This is a genomic window from Nonomuraea aridisoli (assembly GCF_003236395.1).
Lineage (GTDB): Bacteria > Actinomycetota > Actinomycetes > Streptosporangiales > Streptosporangiaceae > Nonomuraea > Nonomuraea aridisoli.
Window position 1 is genome coordinate 13782 of record NZ_POUD01000010.1, and the last position, 22447, is coordinate 36228.

Here is a 22447-nt window from a genome sequence, read left to right on the forward strand (position 1 = left end):
TCCTGACGACGTGTGCTCTGCCATTGAGCCACCGGGGCACGCAGAGCCCCGGGCCGGATTCGAACCGGCATCTCAACGATCACAGCCCGCCCTCGGTCGATCTGGCGCTCGACGGTCGATGCTGAGGCTAGAGCGAGAATCTGAGTCTGATCGGCTGCCTCTTCCGGTTGGGCCACCCGGGCGCGTGTGCCCGGGGGAGGATTCGAACCTCCACTGTCACCGTTCGTCAGCTTCAGCCTGAGCTTCAGCTTCGCGCTATCGCGCACCCCGTCGCTCGAACGGGGAGTCTCATGCTAGGCGAAATCAGGCGAAAAGGTAACGGAACACGGCCGCGCCGATCTCGCGCTCCTCGGCCTCGGTGCCGTTGGCCTCCTCGCGTGCGTACTTCACCGCGTCCTGCAGCTTCCGCACCCGGGCGAGCAGCTCGTTGACGCGCCGGGCCGGCAGCGCCCCGGAGAACGCCGTCTTCGTCCAGTAGCCGACGACGACGTCCTCGGTGAAGACCTGGACCTGCGCCGGGTGCTTGTCGGTCGCCTCGGCGAGCACATGGTTGCGCGGGACCTTCTTCGTCCTGGTCGTCTTGACCGGCTCGGTCCGCCACGTCTCGGCGTTGTCGTCGAACGTCCACGTCTCGGCCGGGTCCAGCGTCGGCAGCTTCGCCACGAACGTGTGCAGGTCGACGAGCTGCTTCTCCAGGAACAGCAGGTACGTGACCGGCACGTCGCGCAGCAGGGTCTGGCCGTCCACCACCACGTCGGCCCTGGCGACCGTGTTCGTCCAGTCCTTGGCCGCGGTCACGTCGAACAGCCTGGTCAGGGCCTTGGCCACGTCGGCGAGAACCTCTTCCGCCTTCACCTGCACGCGGGTGGACTCCGGCGGAAGCTGCTCGCCCTCGTCGTCGATCGGCTGGTACGTGCGCGACAGGCCCGACAGCAGGGGCGCCTTCTGGATGGCGTGGTAGGCGTCGGTGATCGCGCGCTGGCCGCCGGCCTTGACGCCCTTCTCCACGGCGAGGATCTGGTTCAGCTTCGCCACAGGCGAGGTCCGTTCATGAGGGATTCGAGTGGAACACGGCAAAACTACAGCGATCACCCTGTTGACCCGCAATCCATTTAGCCGGACGCGACGGCCCGCCCGTGCTCCAGGTAGACCGTCTCGCCGAGCTCCCGGGCGACCACGGCGGCCTTGACCCGGCGGGCCATCCGCTCGACCAGCAGCTCCTCCAGCTCGCCGGCCGGGTGGAAGTCGTAGGCGCTCAGCTCTCCGTCGGCGAACCTGATCCGTCCGAGCGTCTCCGCGTCGAGCTCACCGCCGTCGAACACGAAGAGGATCTTGTCGCCGTGGTCCGGGTGGGGCGCCCAGTCGGCCACGAGCAGCCGGCCGATCGGCGGCTCGATGCCCAGCTCCTCGCGCACTTCCCGCACGCACGCCTCGTAGGGCGTCTCACCGGGCTCGACGCAGCCGCCCGGGATGTCGCGCTCCGGCTTGTAGACCGGCCGCACGAGCATCACCCGGCCTTCGTCGTCGAAGAACAACGCCCCGGCGGCGGCTCGGGCCCGGGCGAGCCGCGGCATGTCGTGATCCCCCACATTCCCGACCTTACGCGTCCACCGGGCGGCGGGGCCACGAGAGCGCCAACGGACGGTCACGGTACGTTCTCGAACCATCTATCATCTGCCTGGCTCACATCGCTCCGGCGGCGACCGACCGTTGCCGGCCGCGTTCACGTTCGCAGAGAGAGTGGCCCCGACGTATGAGTGACCAGGTCCCCGGCGACCTGCTGGAGATCGCCGACGCGCTCGTACCCGGAGCCGCGCTCGGCACCGCGCGGCTGGCCAAGGGCGGCATGCACGACGTCGTGCTGCTCCCCGGAGTCGCGGCCGTGCGGGTCAGCCGCCGCCCCAGGGGCGCCGAGGAGCTGCCCCGCCGTACGGAGCTGCTGCGGGTGATCGGCGCGGCCGGGCTGCCGTTCGCCGTCCCCCAGCCGTTGACGCCGGTGCGGACGTTCGGGAATCGCGCGGCCGTCGCCGTGTCGTGGCTCGACGGCGCCGGCCTGCCCGAGGGGCAGGGCGACCCCGCGCGGATCGGCGAGCTGCTCCAGGCCCTGCGCGAGCTGCCCGTCACTCCGGAGCTGCGGGCCGCGCTGCCCGCCGCCCGCGACCACGACTGGGCGCGGATCCTGGCCGACGAGGTCGTCCCCCGCTTCCCCGCGAAGTGGCGGGCCGAGGGCCGCCGCCGGCTCGAGGCCGCCGTCGCGCTGGAGCCGGTCCCCGACGCGCTCGTCCACGGCGATCTCTGCGGTGGGAACGTGCTGTGGGGCGCGCACGGCAAGCTGGTCGGCGTGCTCGACTGGGACCGCGCCCACCTGTTCGACCCGGCGATCGACGCCGCCTTCATGAGCTGGCACGGCTGGGACACCCTGCGCCGGGCCGTCGACGGCGAGACCTACCGCCGCGCCCGCGTCTGGGAGGACACGTTCGGCGTCGATCATCTGGTCGCCGTGCTGGAGCTCGGCGGCAGGCCGCTGGCCGGCGTGGACAGCTACGTGGAGCACATCGTCGCCTGGCTGGAACAGGACGCCGCCCGTGCGTGATCTCCTGATCCGCGCCACGGCGGCCCTGCTGGGCCTGGTCCTCCTGCCGACCGGCCGGGCCGCGAGCGCCGACGCCGCCGTCCCCTTGGGCGCCGCCGGTCTGGCGGAGACCCGCACCACCAAGACGCTGGCCGACGGCGTCACGCTGACCCGCATCGTCCGGGGCGCCGGCCGCGCGTCGACCGACGAGATCAACACCACCAACCGCGGCCCCTGGGTGATCAACGTCCTGACGATCGACCCCGGCGAGACGCGCGGCCACCTCAGGGCCACCTACGGCCCCGACCTGGCCGGGACGGAGACGACCACCGACCTCGTCCGCTCCTCCGGCGCGCTGGCCGGGATCAACGCCTCGTTCTTCACCTTCTCCGCCAACCCCGAATACCGCGGCGAGCCGGTCGGTCTCGGCCTGTACGACGGGAAGCTGCTCAGCGAGCCCACCACCAACCCCGACGAGGCCGACTTCGTCGTGGACGCCGACACCAACCGCGTCCTCGTGGGCCGGCTGGGCTGGTCGGGCAGCGTGCGGAACGAGCGGAGCGGCGCCACGCTGCCGCTGGAGTACCTCAACCACCCGCCGGTGGTGCCGGCCTCGTGCGCCGAGCTCGGCGACCAGACCGCGTGCGGGGCGGCGGGTGACGTGGCCCGGTTCGACCCCGAGTTCGCCGCCGCCACCCCGTCCGGGCCGGGTGTGGAGGTCGTCCTGGACGACCAGGGCTGCGTGGTGGACACGTTCGGGACCCGCGGCAGGAAGCTGGCGGACGACCAGACGTCCCTCCAGGCCACCGGCCGCGACGCGGCGGCCCTGCTGCGGGTGGCCGCGGACGGCTGCCTCGAGGAGACCTCGACCCTGGTGGACGAGCACGGCGACGAGGTGCCGGCGGGCGGCGCGCTGTTCGGCGTGACCGGCCGCTACCGGCTCCTGGCGGACGGCGAGATCGCGGTCCCGCCCGGTTCCGGCGGCCTCTACGGCCGCAACCCCCGCACCGTCGCCGGCGTCGCCGAGGACGGCAGGATCATGCTCGTCACCATCGACGGCCGGATGGCCACCAGCGTCGGCACCACGCTGGCCGAGACCGCCGCCGTCGCCAGGGCGCTCGGCATGCACGACGCGATCAACCTCGACGGCGGCGGCTCCGCCACGATGTCGGTCAAGGGCGACCTGGTCAACAAGCCCTGCGGATCACGCGAACGCGCCGTCGGCGACGCCCTCGTCTTCGTGAACTCCCGCTACTGACGCCTTCGGCGGTCAGTGATTTAACCCGTACGTCACTTCGAGCACAGTCGTCACACCAGTCGCCGTTATCCCGAGCCGATCAAGCTCGGGGCATGATCTACACCCCCTTCCTGGGCGGGATGAAGCGCGCCGCGGCGGCCACGACGATGGCCGCGACGGCGCTGCTGGGCCTGGCCCTCGTCCCGGCCGCCCACGCCGACACCGCCCTCCCGCTGGGCGACGCCGACCTGACGGAGACCCGCACCACCCGGACGCTGGCCGACGGCGTCACGCTGACCCGCATCGTCCGCGGCACCGATCCCGCCCCGGCCGACCAGATCAACACCACCACCCGCGGCCCCTGGGTGGTCAACGTCCTGACGATCGACCCCAGCCGGACCCGCGGCCACCTCGAGGCCACCTACGGCCCCGACCTGGCCCGCACCGAGAAGACCACCGACCTCGTACGCCTGTCCGGCGCGCTGGCCGGGGTGAACGCCTCGTTCTTCACCTTCACCGCCAGCCAGCAGTACCCGGGCGAGCAGGTCGGCCTCGGCCTGTTCGGCGGGAAGCTGCTCAGCGAGCCCATCACCGACCCCGCCGAGGCGAACTTCGTGGTGGACGCCACGAGCAACCGCGTCATCATGGGCAAGCTGAGCTGGTCCGGCAGCGTACGGAACAAGCGGACCGACGCCACGCTGCCGCTCGAGTTCGTCAACCACCCGCCGGTGGTCCCCTCCGCGTGCGCCGCCCTCGCCGACCAGACCCAGTGCGCCGTCCCCGGCGACGTCGCCAAGTTCACCCCCGAGTTCGCCGCCGCCACCCCGTCCGGGCCCGGCGTCGAGGTCGTCCTCGACGACCGCGGCTGCGTGGTGGACACGCTGACCACCCGCGGTACGACGCTGGCGCAGGACCAGACGTCCCTGCAGGCCACCGGCCAGGAGGCCGCCTCCCTGCTCCAGGTGGCCGCGGACGGCTGCCTCAAGGAGACCTCCACCCTGCTCGACGAGCACGGCGACAAGCTCCCCATGCGCAAGGGCCTGTACGGCGTGACCGGCCGCTACCGCCTCATCGCCGACGGCCAGGTCGTCGTCCCGCCCGGCTCGGGCAGCTTCTTCGACCGCAACCCCCGCACGATCGCCGGCACGACCGAGGACAAGAAGATCGTGCTCGCCACCATCGACGGCCGCCTGACCAGCAGCGTCGGCACCACGATGGACGAGACCGCCGCCGTGGCGAACGCCCTCGGCCTGCACGACGCCGTCAACCTCGACGGCGGCGGCTCCACCGCCATGTCGGTCCAGGGCGCCCTGGTCAACAGGCCCAGCGGATCGGCGGAACGCGCCGTCGGCGACGCCCTCGTCTTCATCGACTCCCCGTACCGGCCCGCCGCCTCCTGACCCCCGCCGCCTCCTGCCGTCGGATACTGCTGGACATGATCCGGTACACCGACGACATGAGCACGATCACGGCCGGCCGGCTGCACGGCTTCTTCGTGGGCCGGCCCGCGCCGATCGGCGGCGAGCTGCTGGACCGCGTCCTGACCGCCGCCGGCCGCTTCTACTCCGTCGACCTGCTGTGCGACCCGCCGCTGCGGCCGTACTGCGAACGCCGCGCCATGCGCCCCGTCACGGGCATGGCACTCCGCAACCGGGCGGCGCTCGATGGCTGACCTGGATCCGCTGCGCACGTTCGAGCAGGGCCAGGTTCGCCGGGGACGGGTGTGCTCCGTGGAGCGGTTCGGGGTGTTCGTCGATCTCGACGGCGCGGAAGGCTTCGTGAGCGTGGCCGAGTTGTCGCGGCGGCGCTTCGACCATCCCTCGGAGATCGTCCGGATCGGGCAGGAGGTCGTCGGCCAGGTCCTCATGGTGGACCTCGAACGTGCCCAGGTGATCCTGTCGCTGAAGGCCCTCCAGGACGACCCGCTGCTGGAGGTCGCGAGGACGCGCCTCGGCATGGTGGTCACCGGTTTGGTGACCAAGGTCGTTCCCTTCGGGGTCTTCGTCAGGGTGGCCGACGGCGTCGAGGGACTCGTCCACGTCTCGGACTTCCCCGACCGGCGGTTGCCGGCCAAAGGCGAGAACCTGACGGTGCGCATCTCCGACATCAACCTGGTCCACCGCCGTCTGAGGCTCACACCGTCACCCGACCGACAGGGACCCCCGCCGTAACCGTCCTCACCTTGCCGATGGAAGATGTCGGACGACGCTCAGCGGCTGCCGGTGCGGCAGCCCTCGCGTGGGCGCACTTTTTCCATGTCTGATTTGAGGAGAACGGCGTTTTTCCATGACGGAGACCGTGGGTAATCCAGCCCCTGAAGCCCCGGTTGCGGTGACGTTGCTGGGCATGTTGAGCGGTTATTGGGTGAGCCAGATCATCCGTACCGCTGTCGAGCTTTCGATCCCCGACCACCTTGCCGGAGCCGCGCTGACCGCGGAGGAGATCGCGTCACGGGAGTCGAGCGATCCCCGAGCCACCTACCGGCTGTTGCGCGCGTGTGCCTCGCTCGGGCTGGTGTCCCATGTCGGCGACCGCCGGTTCACCGGGACGCCGATGAGCGAGTTGCTGCGCGAAGGGGTGCCGAACACGGTCCGGGAGCTTGCCCTTACCTGGACGGGTCCGTCGCACTGGCGAGCCTGGGAACGCATGCCGGAGGCCGTCCGGAAGGGCGGCACCCAGATCGAGAGCGTCCTCGGCACGGACTTCTTCACCTACCTGGGGCGACACCCCGAGGAAGGCCAGCTGTTCTCGATCGCCATGTCAGGAATGTCGGCGCGTTGAACGAGGACCTGCTCACCGCCATCGACACCACCGGCATCTCGCTCGTGGTGGACGTCGGCGGGGGCAGTGGCGCGCTGGTCCGCGGCCTCCTGGCGGCCCACCCGGAGCTGCGCGGCATCAGCCTCGACCTGGCGCACGCCACACCGGGCGCCCAGGAAGCGGGCGACAAGGACGGGCTCGGTGACCGCTTCACCGCCGTCACCGGAGACTTCTTCGACAGCGTCCCCGCCGCCGACCTCTACCTGCTCAAGACGATCCTGCACGACTGGGACGACGAGGACTGCGTCAAGATCCTCCGCAACTGCCGCGCCTCGGCACGCCCGGGCGCCCGCGCGCTGGTCGTGGAGAACATCATCGGCCCCCTCGGCACCCCCGGGTTCGAACCCCTCGCCGACATGCACATGCTCGCCATGCTGCCCGGCCAGGAACGCGACCTCGCGGAGTTCGACGCCCTCTACGCCGCGTCGGGCTGGCGCCGCCAAGGCGACCCCACCCCGACCGGCTTCCAGTTCCAGATCCAGAACCTCGTAGCCATCTGACCCGACGAACCAGCTGTCGCAGCCGGCCTTCGGCCGCGGCAGCCGCTCCCGGACACCCCGACAGAACGACCAGCCTCAAGCCATTCGCCTGGACCCGCGCAGCCAAACCGTACGACAACGCCCTTCACCACGTGGAGAACCATCTCGGCGCTGCTCGCGCAGCCCGAGTACCGCGCTCCGGCTCGACGCGAGTCCTTTCTCGCCCTGTGACCTCGGCGACTCCATGGTGTTCCGGCCCCCGCGCCCGGCCGGAACACCTCCTCAGCCGCCCGTGCCCCGGCGGACACACACCCGGTACATCCGCGCGCAGCAGCTTGACCGCCACGTGGGTTCGAATCGCCTCAGTATCCTTGACCGGTGTCGAACGATCTCGGATTCACCTGTTCATGTTGCGGGCAACGGCACGACGGTCTGCCGCTGGCCTATTCCACCGAGGCTCCCGTCTACTGGACGCCCGAGATGGCCGACGATCCGGACAGTGAGCTGAGCTCCGATCAGTGCGTGATCCAGGGCCAGGCGTTCTTCATGCGCGGCACGATCGAGATCCCGGTGACCGATCTCGGCGAGACGCTCAGCTGGGGCGTCTGGGTCTCCCTCAGCCCCGAGAAGTACGCCCGCGCCGGCGAGCTCTGGGAAACCCCCGGCAGGGAGAACGAACCGCCCTACTTCGGTTGGCTGTCGACCGCGTTGCCGACCTACCCGCCGACGATCAACCTCAAGACCAACCTCCACATCCGCCCGGTCGGCCAACGTCCCCTCATCGAACTGGAGCCGACCGACCACCCACTCGCCGTCGAGCAGCGAAACGGCATCACCCTCGCACGCGTTCAACAAATTGCCGAAACCCTGCTGCACCCAGACCGATAACAGCACCAGGAACGGTCACCAGCCCGTCAGCTCGACGCGTTTTCAGGAGCGGACGAATCCGTTGACGATGAGCGGAAGCGACGCGTCCATGCCGGCCACGTTCAGCACTCCCTCGTCTCGGGGGGCGGCGATCGAGTAGCCCGCCGCGGTCATCGCAGCCACGACCACGCGAACCTGCGGATTGACGGTGCGGCGGTAGACGTCGAGCGCCTGCGTCGGGTGAGCGCGGCCGGCCCACGTCTCGTTGTCGGTGAACACGACGACGCCGTCCACGTTCATCCGCCGGCGTGCCGCCCACGCGAACGGCAGCGACAGGTCCGTGCCGCCGCCGGAGGGCTGCCAGGAGGCGATCTCGCGCAGGTTGGTGCGCGGCGTCACCTTGGACGCGTGGACGTTCGTGTCGACGTCGATGACGTGCACGTTGCCCTTCTCGATGCGGGCGAGCATGACCGCCATGGCGCAGCCGACCTCGTACGGGGAGCCGATCGGCGATGCGCCGACATGGACACCGCCACCCCAGCTCATCGACCCGGAGGAGTCCACGGCGACGAGCAGCCGCTTCCCGGACGGTTCGACCGTGCCGAAGGCGAGCTCGTACGTCTCCTCCAGCGCGTCCAGGACGGCCGGCACCGGGTGCCACGTCTGCCGGTCGGCGCGCGGGTTCGGCTGCGCCTGCCCGGAGGCGTAGACGCGCATGGCGAGCCACGCGTCCATGGGGTGGATGCGGGCCTTGAGGATCGCGTCCCGGTCGGTGAGCCGGGCGACGGCGCGCGTGGTGGCGTCGGCCATCGGCTTGAGGGTGCCGATGCGGGTCATGCGGGCCAGGTTGCGGATGAGCGCCGTCATGCCGACCGTGTCGACCAGGGCTTCCCACACCTCGGGCGCGCGCAGCATCGCATCGGGAAGGAACTCCCACGGCACCCGTGCCTCAGTGACGACCCGCACCGCGTCGTCCACGCTGGTGACGGCCTTCGCGGTCAGGAACCGGTCCACCGCGGGCAGCTCGTCACGGGCCTCGTCGTCGGAGACGTTGCCGGCGATCCAGCCGAACAGCGTCCTGCGCTGAGCGTCGTCCGCGGCCGGGTGGGCGATGCGGAGCACGTCCCGCAGCGCGAACGCCTCACCCTGCGGGGTCTTGCGCTGCATGGCCTTGCACGCCTTGAACGCCACGTCGTCGGCGCTGCCGGCGAGGAACCAGGAGCCGAGAGCGGTGCGCAGCGAACGACCCACCGTGGGCGCCGTACCGCGAGAGGTCGGCTTGCCGCCGAGGTTCTTGTAGTAGCCGAAGAACTGGGCGAGATGGTCGGTCGTCCGCGCCACCTTCGCCAGGACCGTCTTCGCGGCCTGGCGGGTGTCGGCGTCGCCCTTCGCGTAGCAGGCGGCCAGCGCGAACAGGGCGGGACGCTGCTTCGGCGCCCGCGGCGGACGGGCCGTCGAGATCTCGGTGAGCAGCCGGACGACGCGCGGTCCGTCCTCCGCGATCGCCTCGAACAGCACACCCGCGTTCTCCGCGGTCAGCTTGTCCTCGCCCACGTAGTACGTGCCGCCCGTGGTGCCGAGGATGAGGAAGTCCTCCAGCCTGCGCCACAGGTCCTTGCCGAACACGTAGCCGCCGGCGGCGTTCTTCACCTGGTCGGTGCGGCCGGGGATCGGCTGCGTCTGCGGGGTGGCGATGGTCGACACCGCCGCGAGAGGGTCACGGGCCATGGCTACGCTCCTTCACCTTCGACCCGCCCGAGGGCGGATATGAGAAAAGGGAACGGATGTGGTGATGTCCACCGGCGTTTAAACAGACGCTCTGCCTCGCTGAGCTACCACCCGGAACCGCTGGTCGGGTGGGCAGGATTCGAACCTGCGCCACCCGCTCCTGAGGCGATAACCGATAGAGATTCGACCCGTACCGCTGGCAGGACTGACGAACACATCAGGTCTGGAACTGGCGCGGATATGGGAACGCCCGCCGGCATTTTTGGCGCTCTGCCGACTGAGCTACCGAAGCCCAGGCTCCGGGCAGGACTCGAACCTGCGACAACCCCATTAACAGTGGATAACCGACGAGACTTCGACCCGCGCCGGCACCAGACCTGACCAGCTCACCCTTTCTGGAAAAGGCGCGGATGTGTGAAGCGGGCATCGGATGATTCTTCCCAAAAGATAACCGACACCCATTCGACCCGCACCTCTCCAGGTCTCGTGAAGCTGTTTCCCACCGTACCGATCATCGTGCCGCGTCACACCTGATTATCCGGCGAATAAGGAAATGTCAGTGCATGGGCGCGGGGGAAGCGCTGGCACAGCGCGGTGCGCTCTCTCGGCTGCGACGTCGCGGCACGCTTTCGAACAGTAGGCGGCGGCAGGTAACGGTCATGACGCCCACCGTTCACGTCGTGGGCGGGCGACGGCGAGGCGGGTTCCGGGAGGACGAGCCACGTTCGGCGCGGTTGAGGGAGCCGCGCCCGTCCAAGGCGAGCAGCCTGAGCGTCATCTGCTGGTCCAGGTCGACCAGCAGCGGTGCGGACCGCGGAGGCGTCGGCAAGGCACCAGACGAGGGCACCAGCCATCCACCCGATCAACGGTTCCGCAGGTCATCCACACGCGGGTCATGGTCGCTTGTAGGCTCTGGGTCGTTGCCGGCGAAGAGGGGCGTTGCAACCGACTACGACGAGGGCGAGGACGGCGGCGCGCTACTTGGGTGTTCCTCATCCAGCAGGCTGATCTGCCCGTCGCAGTCGCGCCACTTCGCCACACCGGTGATGCGGACCGGTCGGCGCGAGGTGATGCCCAGCTTGGAGGCGCAGTCCGGGCCCAAGCCCAGACTGCGCGATGCCTCGGTGCGCAGCCGGTGTTTGCAGGCCGCGCACCGGGACACGTGCTCCTTGTCAGCAGGCTCGTCCAAGTCGAGAGCGAGGGGCTCGTCCATCACTCGGCAGGCTAACCCCCGACCGGTTTCCTGGGAGGGGTCGAGAGCGAGGAAGGTCACGGCGTCTTCCCCCTCACGCACGTCGCCCGTGATGATCAATCAGATCACGGACGAGTTGCAGAGCTCTGATCGAGCGGGCGAAGATCGGCGACGGCCGGTCTTCAGTACCGCTTCCGGAGCTGGCGAGGAAGATCGGCCGATACGGGGTTCGAACCAAGTGACCCCTCGCTGGTAAGGCGACACGAGACCGCCCCATACCTGCCTCACCAACACCAAGATCAAAGATCAAGCTAAGCCTCAGAGGCGGTCGACCAACGTCGCGCCGAAGGACTCGACCGCAAGGTACGGATTGAGGTGGGGGTGACGGCTGCCGACGGAGAGATCCCGCCAGTGCCGCTGGAGCACGTTGGAGGTGTTGAATCCGCTCGCGCCATGCAGGTCGAGCATGCGCTCAACCGCAGCCCGGCAGTCACGGCCCGCGTCCGCCAGGTCCATCTGCAGACGGGGCCTCTCGGCTGCGGACAGGTCGGCCGTGTCCACAGCCCTCGCGACCGTAAGCATGGTCCTTTCGGCCCGGTTCACCAGGTGGGTCGCCTCTGCCAACCATTGCCGGGCCCCGGAGGACTCACCCATGCGGGAGTACGCGGTCATGAAGGGTTTCCTGTCGGACGCGAACATCGCCTCGGTCGCGTCGAGTGCGCCCCTGGCAGCTCCCACCACTGCGCCCAGCACCGTGATGGCGTATAGCGTGACATCTGCCACGGTGAAGCCCGCCGCTGGCGCGACATACTCGGCCGGCACCAGCACGTCCTGAGCAACCAGGCTGTGGCTGCCCGTGGCGCGCATGCCGGCCATGTGCCAGGTCCGCTCGACCGTCAGATCGGCCACCGGTATGACAGCGAACGAAAGCGTGCCCTCCACCATGAGGGAAAGGCCGGCCCAAGCCGCGTCTTCACACCCCGAGACATTCCGCCACCGGCCGCTGACGCGCACCCCTTCGGACACACGCTTGCCCTGAGCTCCGGGAACTCCCGAACCGCAGAAGAGCGCATCCGGGTCGGCGAAGAGCGACTCGCGTACCGACGGATCCCGGAAACAATTGGCAGCCATGTTCTTCGCGGTCACGCAGGTCCCAGCGATCCAGGCCATGGACGGGCAAGCCCGGCCGAGCTCCGTGAAGCACCGGGCCATGCTTTCCGCATCTGCCCAAGTTCCGCCGTGCTCCTTGGGGGTCCGCAAGGCGAAAATCCCGTCATCGCGCAGCGCGTTCATGCTCTCCGGAGCGGGTCGATCGGCTGCTTCCGCCTTCTCCGCGTGGGCACGCAGGATTTCGCTCGTCGTGTGTTCGGGTGAGTAATCGATCATGCTCACCATCCAACCAACGCCTGCCGCGCCGGACCATACTAGAGCCGCACGCCCTTATACGAGCTTGAACTGCGGCGTCGCTACACTCGACTGAGTGGACCTACTGAGCGAGGTAGTCCGCGCCGTTCGGGTCGGGAGCCCCGGCAGCCGCGTGGTCAGACAGTACGATTTCCAAGGCGTTCGTTTCTCCGCGTTCGACGGCACCGGCTTCCATGTCGTCCTGAGCGGCACCTGCTGGCTCATCTCCGAAGGCCAGGAGCCGGTCGGCCTGAAGCCGGGGGATGCCGTGCTCATCACCTCCGGTGCCCCCCATGGCCTCAGCCATGTCCCCTGTGCGCTGAACGACCTGCCGTCGATGTCGATGCGCACGACTCCGCCGAGGTCTGAGCCGTCCGACTTCGAGTTCCTGTGCGGCGTCTACCAGCTCCAGCACGGCCACACCCCGCAGTACCTCCGCACCCTGCCCGACCTGATCACAGTGTCACTGGACTACGACCGCTATCCGCAGACGCGTGCCCTGATCGACCTTCTCAGCACAGATACGTCCGAGGCAGACATGGGCACTGCGGCGACGCTTCCCGCGCTGCTTGACCTCATCCTGGTCCACGTCTTCCGTCAGTGGCACGAGCAACGCGGCTCGGCCGAGTGGCCACGAACCGACGACCCCGAGATCGCCGCCGCCCTTCGGGAGATCCACCAGAACCCGCAGCGCAAGTGGACGGTGGCCCGGTTGAGTGAGATGGTCGGGCTGCCCCGCACCGTGTTCGCGCGGCGCTTCACCGAAGAAGTAGGCCGCCCTCCGATGTCCTACCTCATCAGCTGGCGGCTGAGTCTCGGCGCTCAACTGCTCCGGGAGACCGACGTCACACTGGCGACGATCGCCCGCGAGGTCGGATACTCGACGGAGTTCGCCTTCTCCGGAGCGTTTACCCGCGAGTATGGCGTCTCACCTGGCCGCTTCCGCCGCAGCCCGGCAACCTTGGTCCCTCCCGTCGACTGATGCCCTGGCAACGTTCGCGCTACATGCCGCTCACGGATGCGGACGTGTCGCGCATGCGGAAGGCCACCTCAGCGGCCGGGCTAATGCCCAGGCCACGCCCCAGATCGAGGCACCCTTTCGACGCCGGGTGTTCCTTGAGTGAAGGGTGCCCGATGACCTGTGGGAGTCGTCCGGCCGAGGAGAGCCGGACTGGTCGCGGTGCGCGAGTCCGCTACCGCCGGCTCACCACATGAGACGTCGTCTCAGGACGAGCGCCGGCCGCCTATCTCCGGTAGGCGAGGCGGCGCAGCAGGATCTCCGCCGGGCCGCGGTGGCCGCCGCGCCGCATGAGATCAGCGATGACCAGCGAGACCAGCCACGTCGCCGCGGCCACCCCCAAGGCGCCGGTAAGTCCAAGTTCGTCCTGAAGACCGAGCCCGTACGGATGGAAGACCGCGACGAACGCGACGGACTGGAAGAGGTACAGGCTCAGGGAGCGCTGGCCGAGCGCTTCGACGGCCGTGGTCAGGAGCTTGCGCCGCCGGACGGCCACGATCGCGACCAGTGCCATGATCGCGGCCATGCCGATACCGCCCACGAATCCGGTGAGCGCCTGCGCGAGGGCCGCGATCCACACCGCGGCCTCCGACGGCTGGGTCCACTCCCCTTCCTGGATGAGGGCGGCGGGAACGCCACCGGCGACGGACACCACCGTGGTGAGCACCGCGGCGCGGAGCAGGAACCTCCGGTGCTGAGCGGGTTGCTCCAACAGCCGCCGCCGCGCCGCCCACATGCCGGCGATCACCCCGGGAATGATCGAGACGACGCCCACGGCCACGCCGTACGGCCAGTTCTGGATCCGGGCGAGGAACATCTCCCCGAAGTCCTTGTCGCCGACGGCGATGGTGCCCAGGGTGTAGGCGGCGACGTGGTGTGACATCGCCCGCCACATGGGGAACCCGACCACGAAAGTGGACACCGCCAGGCTGATGCCCGTCGCCCACACGAGGAGGGTGTCCTTGGCTCGCAGCAGGCCGGCGAGCAGCACGGCGGCCACGCCGTACACCGCGAGGATGTCGATCGGCACCAGCACCGCCACGTGGACGAAGCCGATCACGACCAGCCACCATCCCCGGCGGCGCTGCAGCTTGCGGATGCTCACCCAGTCGGAGCCGCGCCGTAACTGCCGATCCATCAGCTGCACCAGCGCGTAGCCGAACAGGAAGGCGAACATCGGCCGCGCGTGGTTGTGGACGAAGATCAGGTAGAAGAAGCCGGCGATCTCGTTGGCCACGGCGGAGCCGCGGTTGACCGTGACCACGAACAGCGGCGCGTGCGCCAAGGCTATGGCCAGCAGCATGACGCCACGGGCCAGGTCGGGAGCCAGCGCGCGTGCGGCCATGCCGTGCGGCGGAGCTGGTTCGTGGGGGAACGTCTTCAAACTGCTCTCCTCAGCCGCTTTCTGCCGGGCAGCGGCATTCCTTCCGCCGCCAAGAGATGGATCATATGCAACAGGTGCCTGCCGAGGCAGTGCCTGATACGACTGAGGCCCGGTCCGGCCGGCGTCGTTCCGGTGTCGATGGCATGCAACACCTCCACCTTCGTCGCATCGCCGGCGGACAGGCAGTGCCCTGCATGGCCCATGGACTGCCAATACCAGGTGTCGTGACGCCATACCGGTACTGGTCAGGGCGCTGCGCGGCAAGCGCGCCCGCCCACGGCAACGCCCCGGCATCGTCCCGCCGACGGGCTACGACCGCGACAAGCACCACGAGCGGCTGCGTGGCACGGCTGTCCAGCATGCCCTTGGCCGGCCCTCTGCTGGTGGTGGGGTGCTCCTTCCAGCCGATCATCACGAACTGAAAGCCGCCTACCCCGTTACGTGATCACGCGGTGGTCTATGTGCAGCGCCAGTCCCAGTCGCTGGGGGTGATGTCGTGGAACTCCACGGTGACGTCTCCGCCGTTCCCACTGTCCTCGCTGAAGCGCAGATCGACCTGTGCCCGACTTCTGTTGTCAGGGCCCGCGATGGCTGCCCTGCCGTAATGGGCATGGATCTCCTTCTGCGACAACCTGGTCTCAAGAACCAGTCGGACGCTGTACGCGCAGTAGTCTCCGCTCCCGCCGGAGTTCTTACCGAAAGTGGCGTCGCTGTCGCCCTTGACGCGGGTCTCCGGTGGTACCGGATAGGCCAGCACTCGCGCGTGGAAGTCGTCGAGGCGTGCATCGTCCCGCCACACCGGAATCATGATCAGAAAGAAGAGCCCGATCAACGGGACAATCACTACGGCGGCTAAGCAGCCCCCCAGGTTTTGCACTGGACCTCCCGAGACATCGCGGTCGCACGTTCGGGCGTCTGTCTATCGGATCAGTGACACCGACGTCACCTGTACTCAGACACTTCCTGGCAAGTCGCCAAGACACTGATCCATCAGCGCAGCGCGGCGGAGGCCGACCGGAGGATGGTCGACGCAATGAACGCGAAGATCACCAGAAACACCTAAAGGCTCTTTGAAAGAGATCCCTGGGACCGGCTAATGGTACGAAACCCCGTTTCCATGATCGGAGACGGGGCTCTTTCTGCTGGTGGGCGGTACTGGGTTCGAACCAGTGACCCCTCGCTTGTAAGGCGAGTGCTCTACCGCTGAGCTAACCGCCCCTGATCGGCACTACACCTTACGACACCAAGGGCTCCGATCGCACATCCACGGCCCAGCCCGGCCCCAGCTCGGGGCGGCCCGCTGCGCGCCAGCCCAGCAGGGCCGCTCCCAGCATGCCCGCGTCGACCCCGAGCGCCGCCGGGATCAGCGGGGGCGCCTCGCGGAAGGCCAGGCGCTTGACGAGCCGGGTGCGTACGGGGTCGAAAAGGGCGGGGCCCGCCTCGGCCAGTCCGCCGCCGAGGACGATCACGGTGGGGTCGAGCAGCAGCGTGTACGTGGCCAGGGCCAGCGACAGGGCCTCCACGGCCTCGTCCCAGACCTCGATGGCGATCGGGTCGTCGGAGGAGACCACCTGCTCGGCCCGGACGCCCTCGACGCCCGCCCGCTGGCTGTAGCGCCGGCCGACCGAGGCCGCCGACGCGTACGTCTCCAGGCAGCCGAACTGGCCGCACGCGCACTGTTCGCCGTCCGGGAACACGGGGGTGTGCCCGATCTCGCCGGCCCAGCCGGACGAGCCGCCGTACGGTTCGCCGCGGATGATCAGAGCGCCGGCGATGCCCGTGCCGATGGGGAGGAAGAGGAAGTCGGAAAGCCCGCGTCCGGCGCCGAGGATGCTCTCCGCCAGCCCACCGGTGCGGACGTCGTGTCCGAGCATGACCGGGACGTCGAGGGTGGTGAAGGCGGTGGCGGGGACGTCGCGCCAGCCGAGGTTCGTCGCGTAGATGGCCGAGTGCTCCGACACCAGCCCGGGCACGGCCAGGCCGACGCCGGCCGGGGCGCCGTCGCCCGAGGCGGCCAGGTCGCTGATGAAGGTGGAGATGGCGGCCACGACCGCGTCCGGGCCGTCCGCCCGTGGCGTGGGCCGCCGCTCGCTCAGCAGCACCGCACCGGAATCGCTGACCAGGCCGCCCTTCATGGACGTGCCACCGACGTCGAGCGCGACGACGAACGAATTTGCGGACACGGAAGGAGACGATATCGCAGCTCATCAAATGTCCGGAAAGGCGATGGGTTGTCCACCGAAGCCGCAGTCGGGCCAGCGTACGACACCATCACAAAGCCCCCAGACCGCCTGAGAGGAGCGCACGGCGCTGCACACCCAGCCGGAGAGCCCCAGAGGCTCAGGCGCGCCCCAGGACGCGGTTGAGGGCCGCCTCCACCTCGGCCGACAGACCGGGCGGCGCCGCGCCGGCGGGCTTGCCGAGCGTCGTGCGGGCCAGCCGCACGGCCCCGCAGGACCGGCACTCCACCTCGCCCAACCGGCAGATCAGCGCCGTGGACGCGCAGGTGGCACAGGTGTCGAGGTCGAGGTCGTGCAGCCGTTGGCAGTCCGGGCAGATCAGCACCTGCGACTCTTGGCGCACCCCGCGCTGCCACGGGCTCGCCCCGCGCACCGGGTCCGTCTGCCGGGCCCCGCAGCGGTAGCAGGGCATCGCTTCCTCCGAGAGAGTCAAGAAATGGCGGCGAGTGCCTTGACGTAGTCGGCGATGTCGCGCGCGGAGCTGACCGGGTTGACCACCGACCACCGGATCACCCCCTCGCCGTCGATGATGAAGGTCCCCCGTAGGGCGAACCCCTTCTCTTCATCGAAGACACCGTACGCCCGGGCAACCTGTCCGTGCGGCCAGAAGTCGGAGAGCATCGGGAACCGGTAGCCCTCGCGATCGGCCCACGCGCGGTGGGTGAACACCGAGTCGACGGAGACCGTCAGCACCTGCGCGTCCCCGATCGGATGGTCGCGCAGGGCGGCCAGCTCAGCGTGACAGACCCCGGTGAACGCCAGCGGGTAGAAGACCAGCACGACCTTCCGCCCCCGGAACCGGGACAGTCTCACCGGGGTGCCGTGCTGGTCCTGTAGCTCGAAATCCGGAGCCGGGACGCCGACCTCGGCAGGATGCGCGTTCACGGTCTCCATCCTGCCCTACGGCAGGCGTTCGGACTCTCCTACCGGCGGCCCTTCGGTGTGACCAGCCGTGTTCCGGACCAATCGGGTGCGGCGGAGATGGTGCTGGTCTGTGAGAGACCGGCGGTCGCCGCATCCTCCCCGATGTCGCTCGGCTCCACGTGGCCCTCGCGCCCGGCCTTGGGAGTGAGCAGCCAGATCTGGCCGCCGTCGGCGAGTGATCGCATGGCGTTGGTCAGAGCGTCGAACAGGTCCCCGTCGCCGTCGCGCCACCACAGCAGCACCACGTCGACGACGTCGTCACTGTCCTCGTCCAGCAGCTCGTTGCCGGTCAGGTCCTCGATGGAGTCGCGCAGCTCGTCGTCGACGTCCTCGTCCCAACCGATCTCCTGCACCACCTGACCCGGCTTGAGGCCGAGTCGTTCGGCCAGGCCGCGCTCGCCCTGCGCCTGACCCGCGGTCGCGCTCACGTTTATCCCTCCTGCTTGAGTGGCCCCGCTTATGCGGTTTATCGCTTCGGCACAGTCCACACGCTGTGACCCTCAGTCGTCAACGGTCGCCACGGGTACGGCCGTACTCGGCCAGAATCAATCAGACAAAAACGACAGGCGAACCTGACGTTGCGGGTTGTCGACGTTCAGGTCCACGAGTGCGACGGACTGCCACGTGCCCAACGCCATTCGCCCGTCCAGCACAGGGATCGTGGCGTACGGCGGGATGAACGCGGGCATCACGTGCGACCTGCCGTGGCCGCGCGAGCCGTGGGCGTGACGCCACCGGTCGTCGGCCGGCAGCAGGTCTCCCAGGGCCGCGAGCAGGTCGTCGTCGCTGCCCGACCCCAGCTCGAGCAGCGCCACGCCCGCCGTGGCGTGCGGCACGAAAACGTGCAGCAGTCCGTCTCCTTCCGCACGTACGAATGCGGCGCATTCGGACGTGATGTCGTGCACCCTCTCACGCGAACCCGTGGCCACACTGATGATTTCGGATCTCACGTGGAAATCTTACGTATGTACGACGAGGGCATCCGGCCCGGGAAACACCAGGACGGTGTGCCCGTCGTCGAACCTCACGGTGTACGGAGGCGTGCCGTCAGGCCCCATGACCTCTGTGATTACTCCTGTCCGGTCCCTTTCGCCAACGGTATTCCCGTGCACCAGGAGCCGGTCTCCTACCGTCGCCTTCATACCTCCAGATTGGTACGCGGAGTGCCGGACGAAAAGCGACATTCGCAACTTTTGCCGCACCTCTAGGGGCAGGGACAAAATTGATGGAAACGTTACGCGGTGCTGATGCCCTGTTGCGCACCGCGCCGACCGCCTTCCATGGCGACGCGGAGAGACCGGCCGGCTACGCAACGTCTCCTCATCACCCTCGGCGGGGTCACCAGGGTCACCGGAGGCTAGACTCGCGGCTCGCATCCGCGCCGTCGCGGATGAACCTTCCCCGATCGGGGGATGGGACAGAGTACGCCCATGAGGCCCGGGCCCAGCAACAGGCATCCGAGCGAAATTTCGCCCGTTTTCCTGTCTTGTTAAATTGGTCCCGGGATGTAACCTTTGGTGGCGATTCGTCCTACCATCGGTGGTCTAGGCCATCGAAGATGGCCCTGCCAGCAGGGACACTCTGGTTACCAGCCAGTAGAGATGCGTTTTCTACGGCTAGCTACCAGGATGGAAGGGCACCCAGACCAGACATCAGTCCATCTCGGAAGGCGAGACCCAGTGGCTTCCGGACGCCAGCGTTTCTCGATCATCAGCGACGGCCTACCCAGCCAGCTGCCTGATGTCGACCCCAGCGAGACCAACGAGTGGCTCGAGTCTCTCGACAACGTCGTGAAGACCGAGGGCCGCACCAGAGCGCGCTACCTGATGCTGCGCCTGCTCGAGCGGGCGCGCGAACACCAGGTCGGCGTGCCGGGCCTGCGCAGCACCGACTACATCAACACGATCCCGCCGGAGCGCGAGCCCTGGTTCCCGGGCGATGAGCACGTCGAACGCCGCATCCGCGCCTACATCCGCTGGAACGCGGCCATCATGGTGTCCCGGGCCAACGCCCGCACCAACGTCGGCGGCCACATCGCCACCTACGCCTCCGCGGCCTCGCTCTACGAGGTGGGCTTCAACCACTTCTTCCGCGGCAAGGAGCACGGCGAGTCGGGCGACCAGGTCTTCTTCCAGGGGCACGCGGCGCCCGGCATCTACGCCCGCGCCTTCCTCGAGGGCCGACTCAACGAGACCCAGCTCGACGCGTTCCGCCAGGAGCTGTCGCACGGCTTCCGCGGCCTGCCGTCCTACCCGCACCCGCGGCTCATGCCCGACTTCTGGGAGTTCCCCACGGTCTCCATGGGCCTGGGCCCGATCGGCGCGATCTACCAGGCGCGGTTCAACCGCTACCTGCTCAACCGCCAGATCAAGGACACCAGCCGCAGCCACGTGTGGGCGTTCCTCGGCGACGGCGAGATGGACGAGCCCGAGTCGCTCGGCGCCATCGGCCTGGCCGCGCGCGAGGAGCTCGACAACCTCACGTTCGTGATCAACTGCAACCTGCAGCGGCTCGACGGCCCGGTACGCGGCAACGGCAAGATCATTCAGGAGCTGGAGTCCTACTTCCGCGGCGCCGGCTGGAACGTCATCAAGGTCGTCTGGGGCCGTGACTGGGACCCGCTGCTCGCGGCCGACGTCGACGGCGTGCTGGTCAACCAGATGAACACCACGCCCGACGGGCAGTTCCAGACCTACTCGGTCGAGTCGGGCGCCTACATCCGCGACAACTTCTTCGGCTCCGACCCGCGCCTGCGCAAGATGGTCGAGCACCTCACCGACGACGACATCCGCAAGCTGTCGCGCGGCGGCCACGACTACCGCAAGGTCTACGCGGCGTTCAAGGCGGCCCGCGAGCACGTCGGCCAGCCGACCGTCATCCTCGCCCAGACCATCAAGGGCTGGACGCTGGGCAAGGACTTCGAGGCGCGCAACGCCACCCACCAGATGAAGAAGCTCACCAAGGCCGAGCTGAAGGAGTTCCGCGACCGGCTCTACCTGCCGATCCCCGACTCCGCCCTGGAAGGCGACCTGCCGCCCTACTTCCACCCGGGCGAGAACGACCCCGAGATCCAGTACATGAAGGAGCGCCGCGCGGCGCTCGGCGGCGTGCTGCCCAAGCGGGTCGTGCGCGCCAAGCCGGTCAAGCTGCCCGGCGACGAGGTCTACAACACCTTCCGCAAGGGCTCGGGCAAGCAGCAGGTGGCCACCACGATGGCGTTCGTGCGGCTGCTGAAGGACCTCATGCGTGACAAGGAGATCGGCCACCGGTTCGTGCCGATCATCCCCGACGAGGCCCGCACGTTCGGTCTCGACGCGATGTTCCCGACGGCCAAGATCTACTCGCCGCACGGCCAGACGTACGAGGCCGTCGACAGGGAGCTGCTGCTGTCGTACAAGGAGGCCGTGCAGGGGCAGATCCTGCACGAGGGCATCAGCGAGTCGGGGTCGATGGCCTCGGCCATCGCGGCCGGCACGGCCTACGCCACGCACGGCGAGCACATGATCCCGATCTACATCTTCTACTCGATGTTCGGGTTCCAGCGCACCGCCGACCAGATGTGGCAGATGGGCGACCAGATGGGCCGCGGCTTCCTGCTCGGCGCCACCGCGGGCCGCACCACGCTGAACGGCGAGGGCCTGCAGCACGAGGACGGCCACACGCCGCTCATCGCCTCGACCAACCCGGCCGTGGTCGCCTACGACCCGTCGTGGGCGTTCGAGGTGGCCCACATCGTCAAGGACGGCCTGCGGCGCATGTACGGCGACCAGCCGGAGGACGTCTTCTACTACCTGACCGTCTACAACGAGCCCTACCTGCAGCCGGCCCAGCCGGACGGCATCGACGTGGACGGCCTGCTCAAGGGCCTGTACAAGTTCGCCGACGGCCCGCAGACGCGGGGTCCGAAGGCCAACATCCTGGCCTCCGGCGTGGCGGGTCCGTGGGCTCTGGAGGCGCAGCGGCTGCTGGCCGAGGACTGGGGCGTGTCGGCCGACGTCTGGTCGGCCACGTCGTGGTCCGAGCTGCGGCGCGAGGCGCTGGCGTGCGACGAGCACAACTTGCTCAACCCCGACGCCGAGCGCCGCGTCCCCTACGTCACCCAGGCGCTCTCGCAGGCGCAGGGGCCGTTCGTGGGCGTCAGCGACTACATGAAGGCCGTCCAGGACCAGATCGCGCAGTGGGTGCCGGGTGACTGGTCCTCGCTGGGCACCGACGGGTTCGGCCTGTCCGACACCCGCTCGGCGCTGCGCCGTCACTTCCACGTCGACGCCGCCTCGATCACGCTGGCCGTGCTGACCAGCCTGGTCAAGCGGGGCGAGCTCGACGGCGAGGTGCTGCGCGAGGCGATCGCCCGCTACCACCTGAAGAACGGCGTCACCGAGGCCGGCGGCGCCGAGAGCAACGACACCCAGTCGATGGGCGTCTGAGCCCGCTCTGCCGGCGGCGCTCCCGCGATCTGCTCGTGGGAGCGCCGTCGTGTTCCGCCGTCGGCAGCGGGTGAGGCGGCACGTTCAGGAGGGGTACGTGCCGCCTCACCCAGATTTGGTGCATCGTCACGTATTGTGGGCACTACCTCCCCCTG

23 protein-coding genes and 1 tRNA gene are annotated in these 22447 nt (G+C 68.9%); 10 read left to right on the top strand and 14 right to left on the bottom strand.

The genetic code is table 11. The features are described 5' to 3' along the window. Positions 1-303 precede the first annotated feature (303 nt). Together C1J01_RS04330 and C1J01_RS04335 are read right to left on the bottom strand one after the other, a co-directional pair. Positions 304-1035 carry a DUF7873 family protein gene (locus tag C1J01_RS04330; protein ID WP_111176209.1) on the bottom strand — a complete coding sequence of 244 codons (732 nt, stop codon included), beginning with the start codon at positions 1033-1035 and terminating at the stop codon, positions 304-306. 77 nt (positions 1036-1112) lie between these two features. Next, positions 1113-1589 carry an NUDIX domain-containing protein gene (locus C1J01_RS04335; protein ID WP_111176211.1) on the bottom strand — a complete coding sequence of 159 codons (477 nt, stop codon included), beginning with the start codon at positions 1587-1589 and terminating at the stop codon, positions 1113-1115. Positions 1590-1753: 164 nt separating this feature from the next. Between C1J01_RS04335 and C1J01_RS04340 the strand changes: the two genes are divergently transcribed. From C1J01_RS04340 to C1J01_RS04375, 8 genes are all read left to right on the top strand, one after another. Next, positions 1754-2593, top strand: a complete 840-nt coding sequence (locus tag C1J01_RS04340) for a phosphotransferase (RefSeq protein WP_111176213.1) — start codon at positions 1754-1756, stop codon at positions 2591-2593. After that, positions 2586-3830: a phosphodiester glycosidase family protein gene (locus C1J01_RS04345; protein WP_220039724.1), complete on the top strand. Its 1245-nt coding sequence runs from the start codon at positions 2586-2588 to the stop codon at positions 3828-3830. The genes C1J01_RS04340 and C1J01_RS04345 overlap by 8 nt, the downstream gene beginning before the upstream one ends. A 92-nt stretch (positions 3831-3922) precedes the next feature. Continuing rightward, a complete protein-coding gene (locus C1J01_RS04350; protein WP_220039725.1) occupies positions 3923-5209 on the top strand; it encodes a phosphodiester glycosidase family protein in 1287 nt (428 codons plus the stop codon). A gap of 35 nt (positions 5210-5244) precedes the next feature. Beyond that, positions 5245-5481 carry a hypothetical protein gene (locus C1J01_RS04355; RefSeq protein ID WP_111176215.1) on the top strand — a complete coding sequence of 79 codons (237 nt, stop codon included), beginning with the start codon at positions 5245-5247 and terminating at the stop codon, positions 5479-5481. Then, positions 5474-5980, top strand: coding sequence for a S1 RNA-binding domain-containing protein (locus C1J01_RS04360; protein WP_111176217.1), 507 nt, complete (start codon positions 5474-5476; stop codon positions 5978-5980). The genes C1J01_RS04355 and C1J01_RS04360 overlap by 8 nt, the downstream gene beginning before the upstream one ends. Positions 5981-6095: 115 nt before the next feature. Then, entirely contained in the window at positions 6096-6590 is a 495-nt protein-coding gene (locus tag C1J01_RS04365) for a methyltransferase family protein (RefSeq protein ID WP_111176219.1), read from the top strand. After that, on the top strand, positions 6587-7129 hold the full coding sequence (locus tag C1J01_RS04370; protein WP_111176221.1) for a methyltransferase: 543 nt from the start codon (positions 6587-6589) through the stop codon (positions 7127-7129). The genes C1J01_RS04365 and C1J01_RS04370 overlap by 4 nt, the downstream gene beginning before the upstream one ends. 357 nt (positions 7130-7486) lie before the next feature. Then, positions 7487-7996: a DUF2199 domain-containing protein gene (locus tag C1J01_RS04375; protein WP_111176223.1), complete on the top strand. Its 510-nt coding sequence runs from the start codon at positions 7487-7489 to the stop codon at positions 7994-7996. 42 nt (positions 7997-8038) lie between these two features. Here the strand turns inward: C1J01_RS04375 and C1J01_RS04380 are convergent, their stop codons facing one another. The 3 genes from C1J01_RS04380 to C1J01_RS04390 all read right to left on the bottom strand — a co-directional run bounded on the left by C1J01_RS04380 (position 8039) and on the right by C1J01_RS04390 (position 12281). Beyond that, entirely contained in the window at positions 8039-9703 is a 1665-nt protein-coding gene (locus C1J01_RS04380) for a TROVE domain-containing protein (protein WP_111176224.1), read from the bottom strand. Positions 9704-10652: 949 nt separating this feature from the next. Then, the gene (locus C1J01_RS04385) at positions 10653-10916 is read right to left on the bottom strand and encodes a DUF6011 domain-containing protein (RefSeq protein WP_146615466.1); all 264 of its coding nucleotides are present in this window, start codon (positions 10914-10916) and stop codon (positions 10653-10655) included. Between the two features lie 297 nt (positions 10917-11213). Next, positions 11214-12281: an acyl-CoA dehydrogenase family protein gene (locus tag C1J01_RS04390; protein ID WP_111176228.1), complete on the bottom strand. Its 1068-nt coding sequence runs from the start codon at positions 12279-12281 to the stop codon at positions 11214-11216. A gap of 94 nt (positions 12282-12375) precedes the next feature. Between C1J01_RS04390 and C1J01_RS04395 the strand changes: the two genes are divergently transcribed. Next, on the top strand, positions 12376-13281 hold the full coding sequence (locus C1J01_RS04395; RefSeq protein WP_111176230.1) for an AraC family transcriptional regulator: 906 nt from the start codon (positions 12376-12378) through the stop codon (positions 13279-13281). A 262-nt stretch (positions 13282-13543) separates the two neighbouring features. Here the strand turns inward: C1J01_RS04395 and C1J01_RS04400 are convergent, their stop codons facing one another. The 9 genes from C1J01_RS04400 to C1J01_RS53440 form a co-directional block, all read right to left on the bottom strand. Beyond that, on the bottom strand, positions 13544-14701 hold the full coding sequence (locus C1J01_RS04400) for a DUF418 domain-containing protein (RefSeq protein ID WP_328589594.1): 1158 nt from the start codon (positions 14699-14701) through the stop codon (positions 13544-13546). A gap of 457 nt (positions 14702-15158) precedes the next feature. Continuing rightward, positions 15159-15533 carry a hypothetical protein gene (locus C1J01_RS04405; RefSeq protein WP_146615467.1) on the bottom strand — a complete coding sequence of 125 codons (375 nt, stop codon included), beginning with the start codon at positions 15531-15533 and terminating at the stop codon, positions 15159-15161. A gap of 311 nt (positions 15534-15844) precedes the next feature. Further along, a tRNA-Val gene (locus C1J01_RS04410) sits at positions 15845-15919 on the bottom strand. A 17-nt stretch (positions 15920-15936) separates the two neighbouring features. Further along, entirely contained in the window at positions 15937-16884 is a 948-nt protein-coding gene (locus tag C1J01_RS04415) for an ROK family protein (RefSeq protein ID WP_235854248.1), read from the bottom strand. Between the two features lie 157 nt (positions 16885-17041). Next, positions 17042-17353, bottom strand: a complete 312-nt coding sequence (locus C1J01_RS04420; RefSeq protein WP_111176238.1) for a hypothetical protein — start codon at positions 17351-17353, stop codon at positions 17042-17044. A 17-nt stretch (positions 17354-17370) separates the two neighbouring features. Beyond that, complete coding sequence (locus C1J01_RS04425) at positions 17371-17826, bottom strand: peroxiredoxin (protein ID WP_235854249.1); 456 nt, start codon at positions 17824-17826, stop codon at positions 17371-17373. 38 nt (positions 17827-17864) lie between these two features. Continuing rightward, a complete protein-coding gene (locus C1J01_RS04430; RefSeq protein ID WP_111176242.1) occupies positions 17865-18293 on the bottom strand; it encodes a DUF3052 domain-containing protein in 429 nt (142 codons plus the stop codon). A 117-nt stretch (positions 18294-18410) separates the two neighbouring features. Beyond that, a complete protein-coding gene (locus C1J01_RS04435; protein ID WP_111176244.1) occupies positions 18411-18815 on the bottom strand; it encodes a secondary thiamine-phosphate synthase enzyme YjbQ in 405 nt (134 codons plus the stop codon). A 9-nt stretch (positions 18816-18824) separates the two neighbouring features. Continuing rightward, positions 18825-19322: a DUF1918 domain-containing protein gene (locus C1J01_RS53440; protein ID WP_328589595.1), complete on the bottom strand. Its 498-nt coding sequence runs from the start codon at positions 19320-19322 to the stop codon at positions 18825-18827. 222 nt (positions 19323-19544) lie between these two features. On the opposite strand from C1J01_RS53440, the gene aceE reads away from it, so the two are divergent. Next, entirely contained in the window at positions 19545-22292 is a 2748-nt protein-coding gene (aceE, locus tag C1J01_RS04445; protein ID WP_111176248.1) for a pyruvate dehydrogenase (acetyl-transferring), homodimeric type, read from the top strand. Positions 22293-22447 lie beyond the last annotated feature (155 nt).

What these genes read in the sequence shown, in the direction of transcription:
- C1J01_RS04355 (WP_111176215.1), top strand. Translation starts at nt 5,245, where the DNA reads ATGATCCGGTACACCGACGACATGAGCACGATCACGGCCGGCCGGCTG.
- C1J01_RS04385 (WP_146615466.1), bottom strand. Translation starts at nt 10,916, where the DNA reads ATGGACGAGCCCCTCGCTCTCGACTTGGACGAGCCTGCTGACAAGGAG.
- C1J01_RS04350 (WP_220039725.1), top strand. Translation starts at nt 3,923, where the DNA reads ATGATCTACACCCCCTTCCTGGGCGGGATGAAGCGCGCCGCGGCGGCC.
- C1J01_RS04390 (WP_111176228.1), bottom strand. Translation starts at nt 12,281, where the DNA reads ATGATCGATTACTCACCCGAACACACGACGAGCGAAATCCTGCGTGCC.
- C1J01_RS04420 (WP_111176238.1), bottom strand. Translation starts at nt 17,353, where the DNA reads ATGCCCTGCTACCGCTGCGGGGCCCGGCAGACGGACCCGGTGCGCGGG.
- C1J01_RS04365 (WP_111176219.1), top strand. Translation starts at nt 6,096, where the DNA reads ATGACGGAGACCGTGGGTAATCCAGCCCCTGAAGCCCCGGTTGCGGTG.
- C1J01_RS53440 (WP_328589595.1), bottom strand. Translation starts at nt 19,322, where the DNA reads ATGCCTGTTGCTGGGCCCGGGCCTCATGGGCGTACTCTGTCCCATCCC.
- C1J01_RS04340 (WP_111176213.1), top strand. Translation starts at nt 1,754, where the DNA reads ATGAGTGACCAGGTCCCCGGCGACCTGCTGGAGATCGCCGACGCGCTC.
- C1J01_RS04380 (WP_111176224.1), bottom strand. Translation starts at nt 9,703, where the DNA reads ATGGCCCGTGACCCTCTCGCGGCGGTGTCGACCATCGCCACCCCGCAG.
- C1J01_RS04360 (WP_111176217.1), top strand. Translation starts at nt 5,474, where the DNA reads ATGGCTGACCTGGATCCGCTGCGCACGTTCGAGCAGGGCCAGGTTCGC.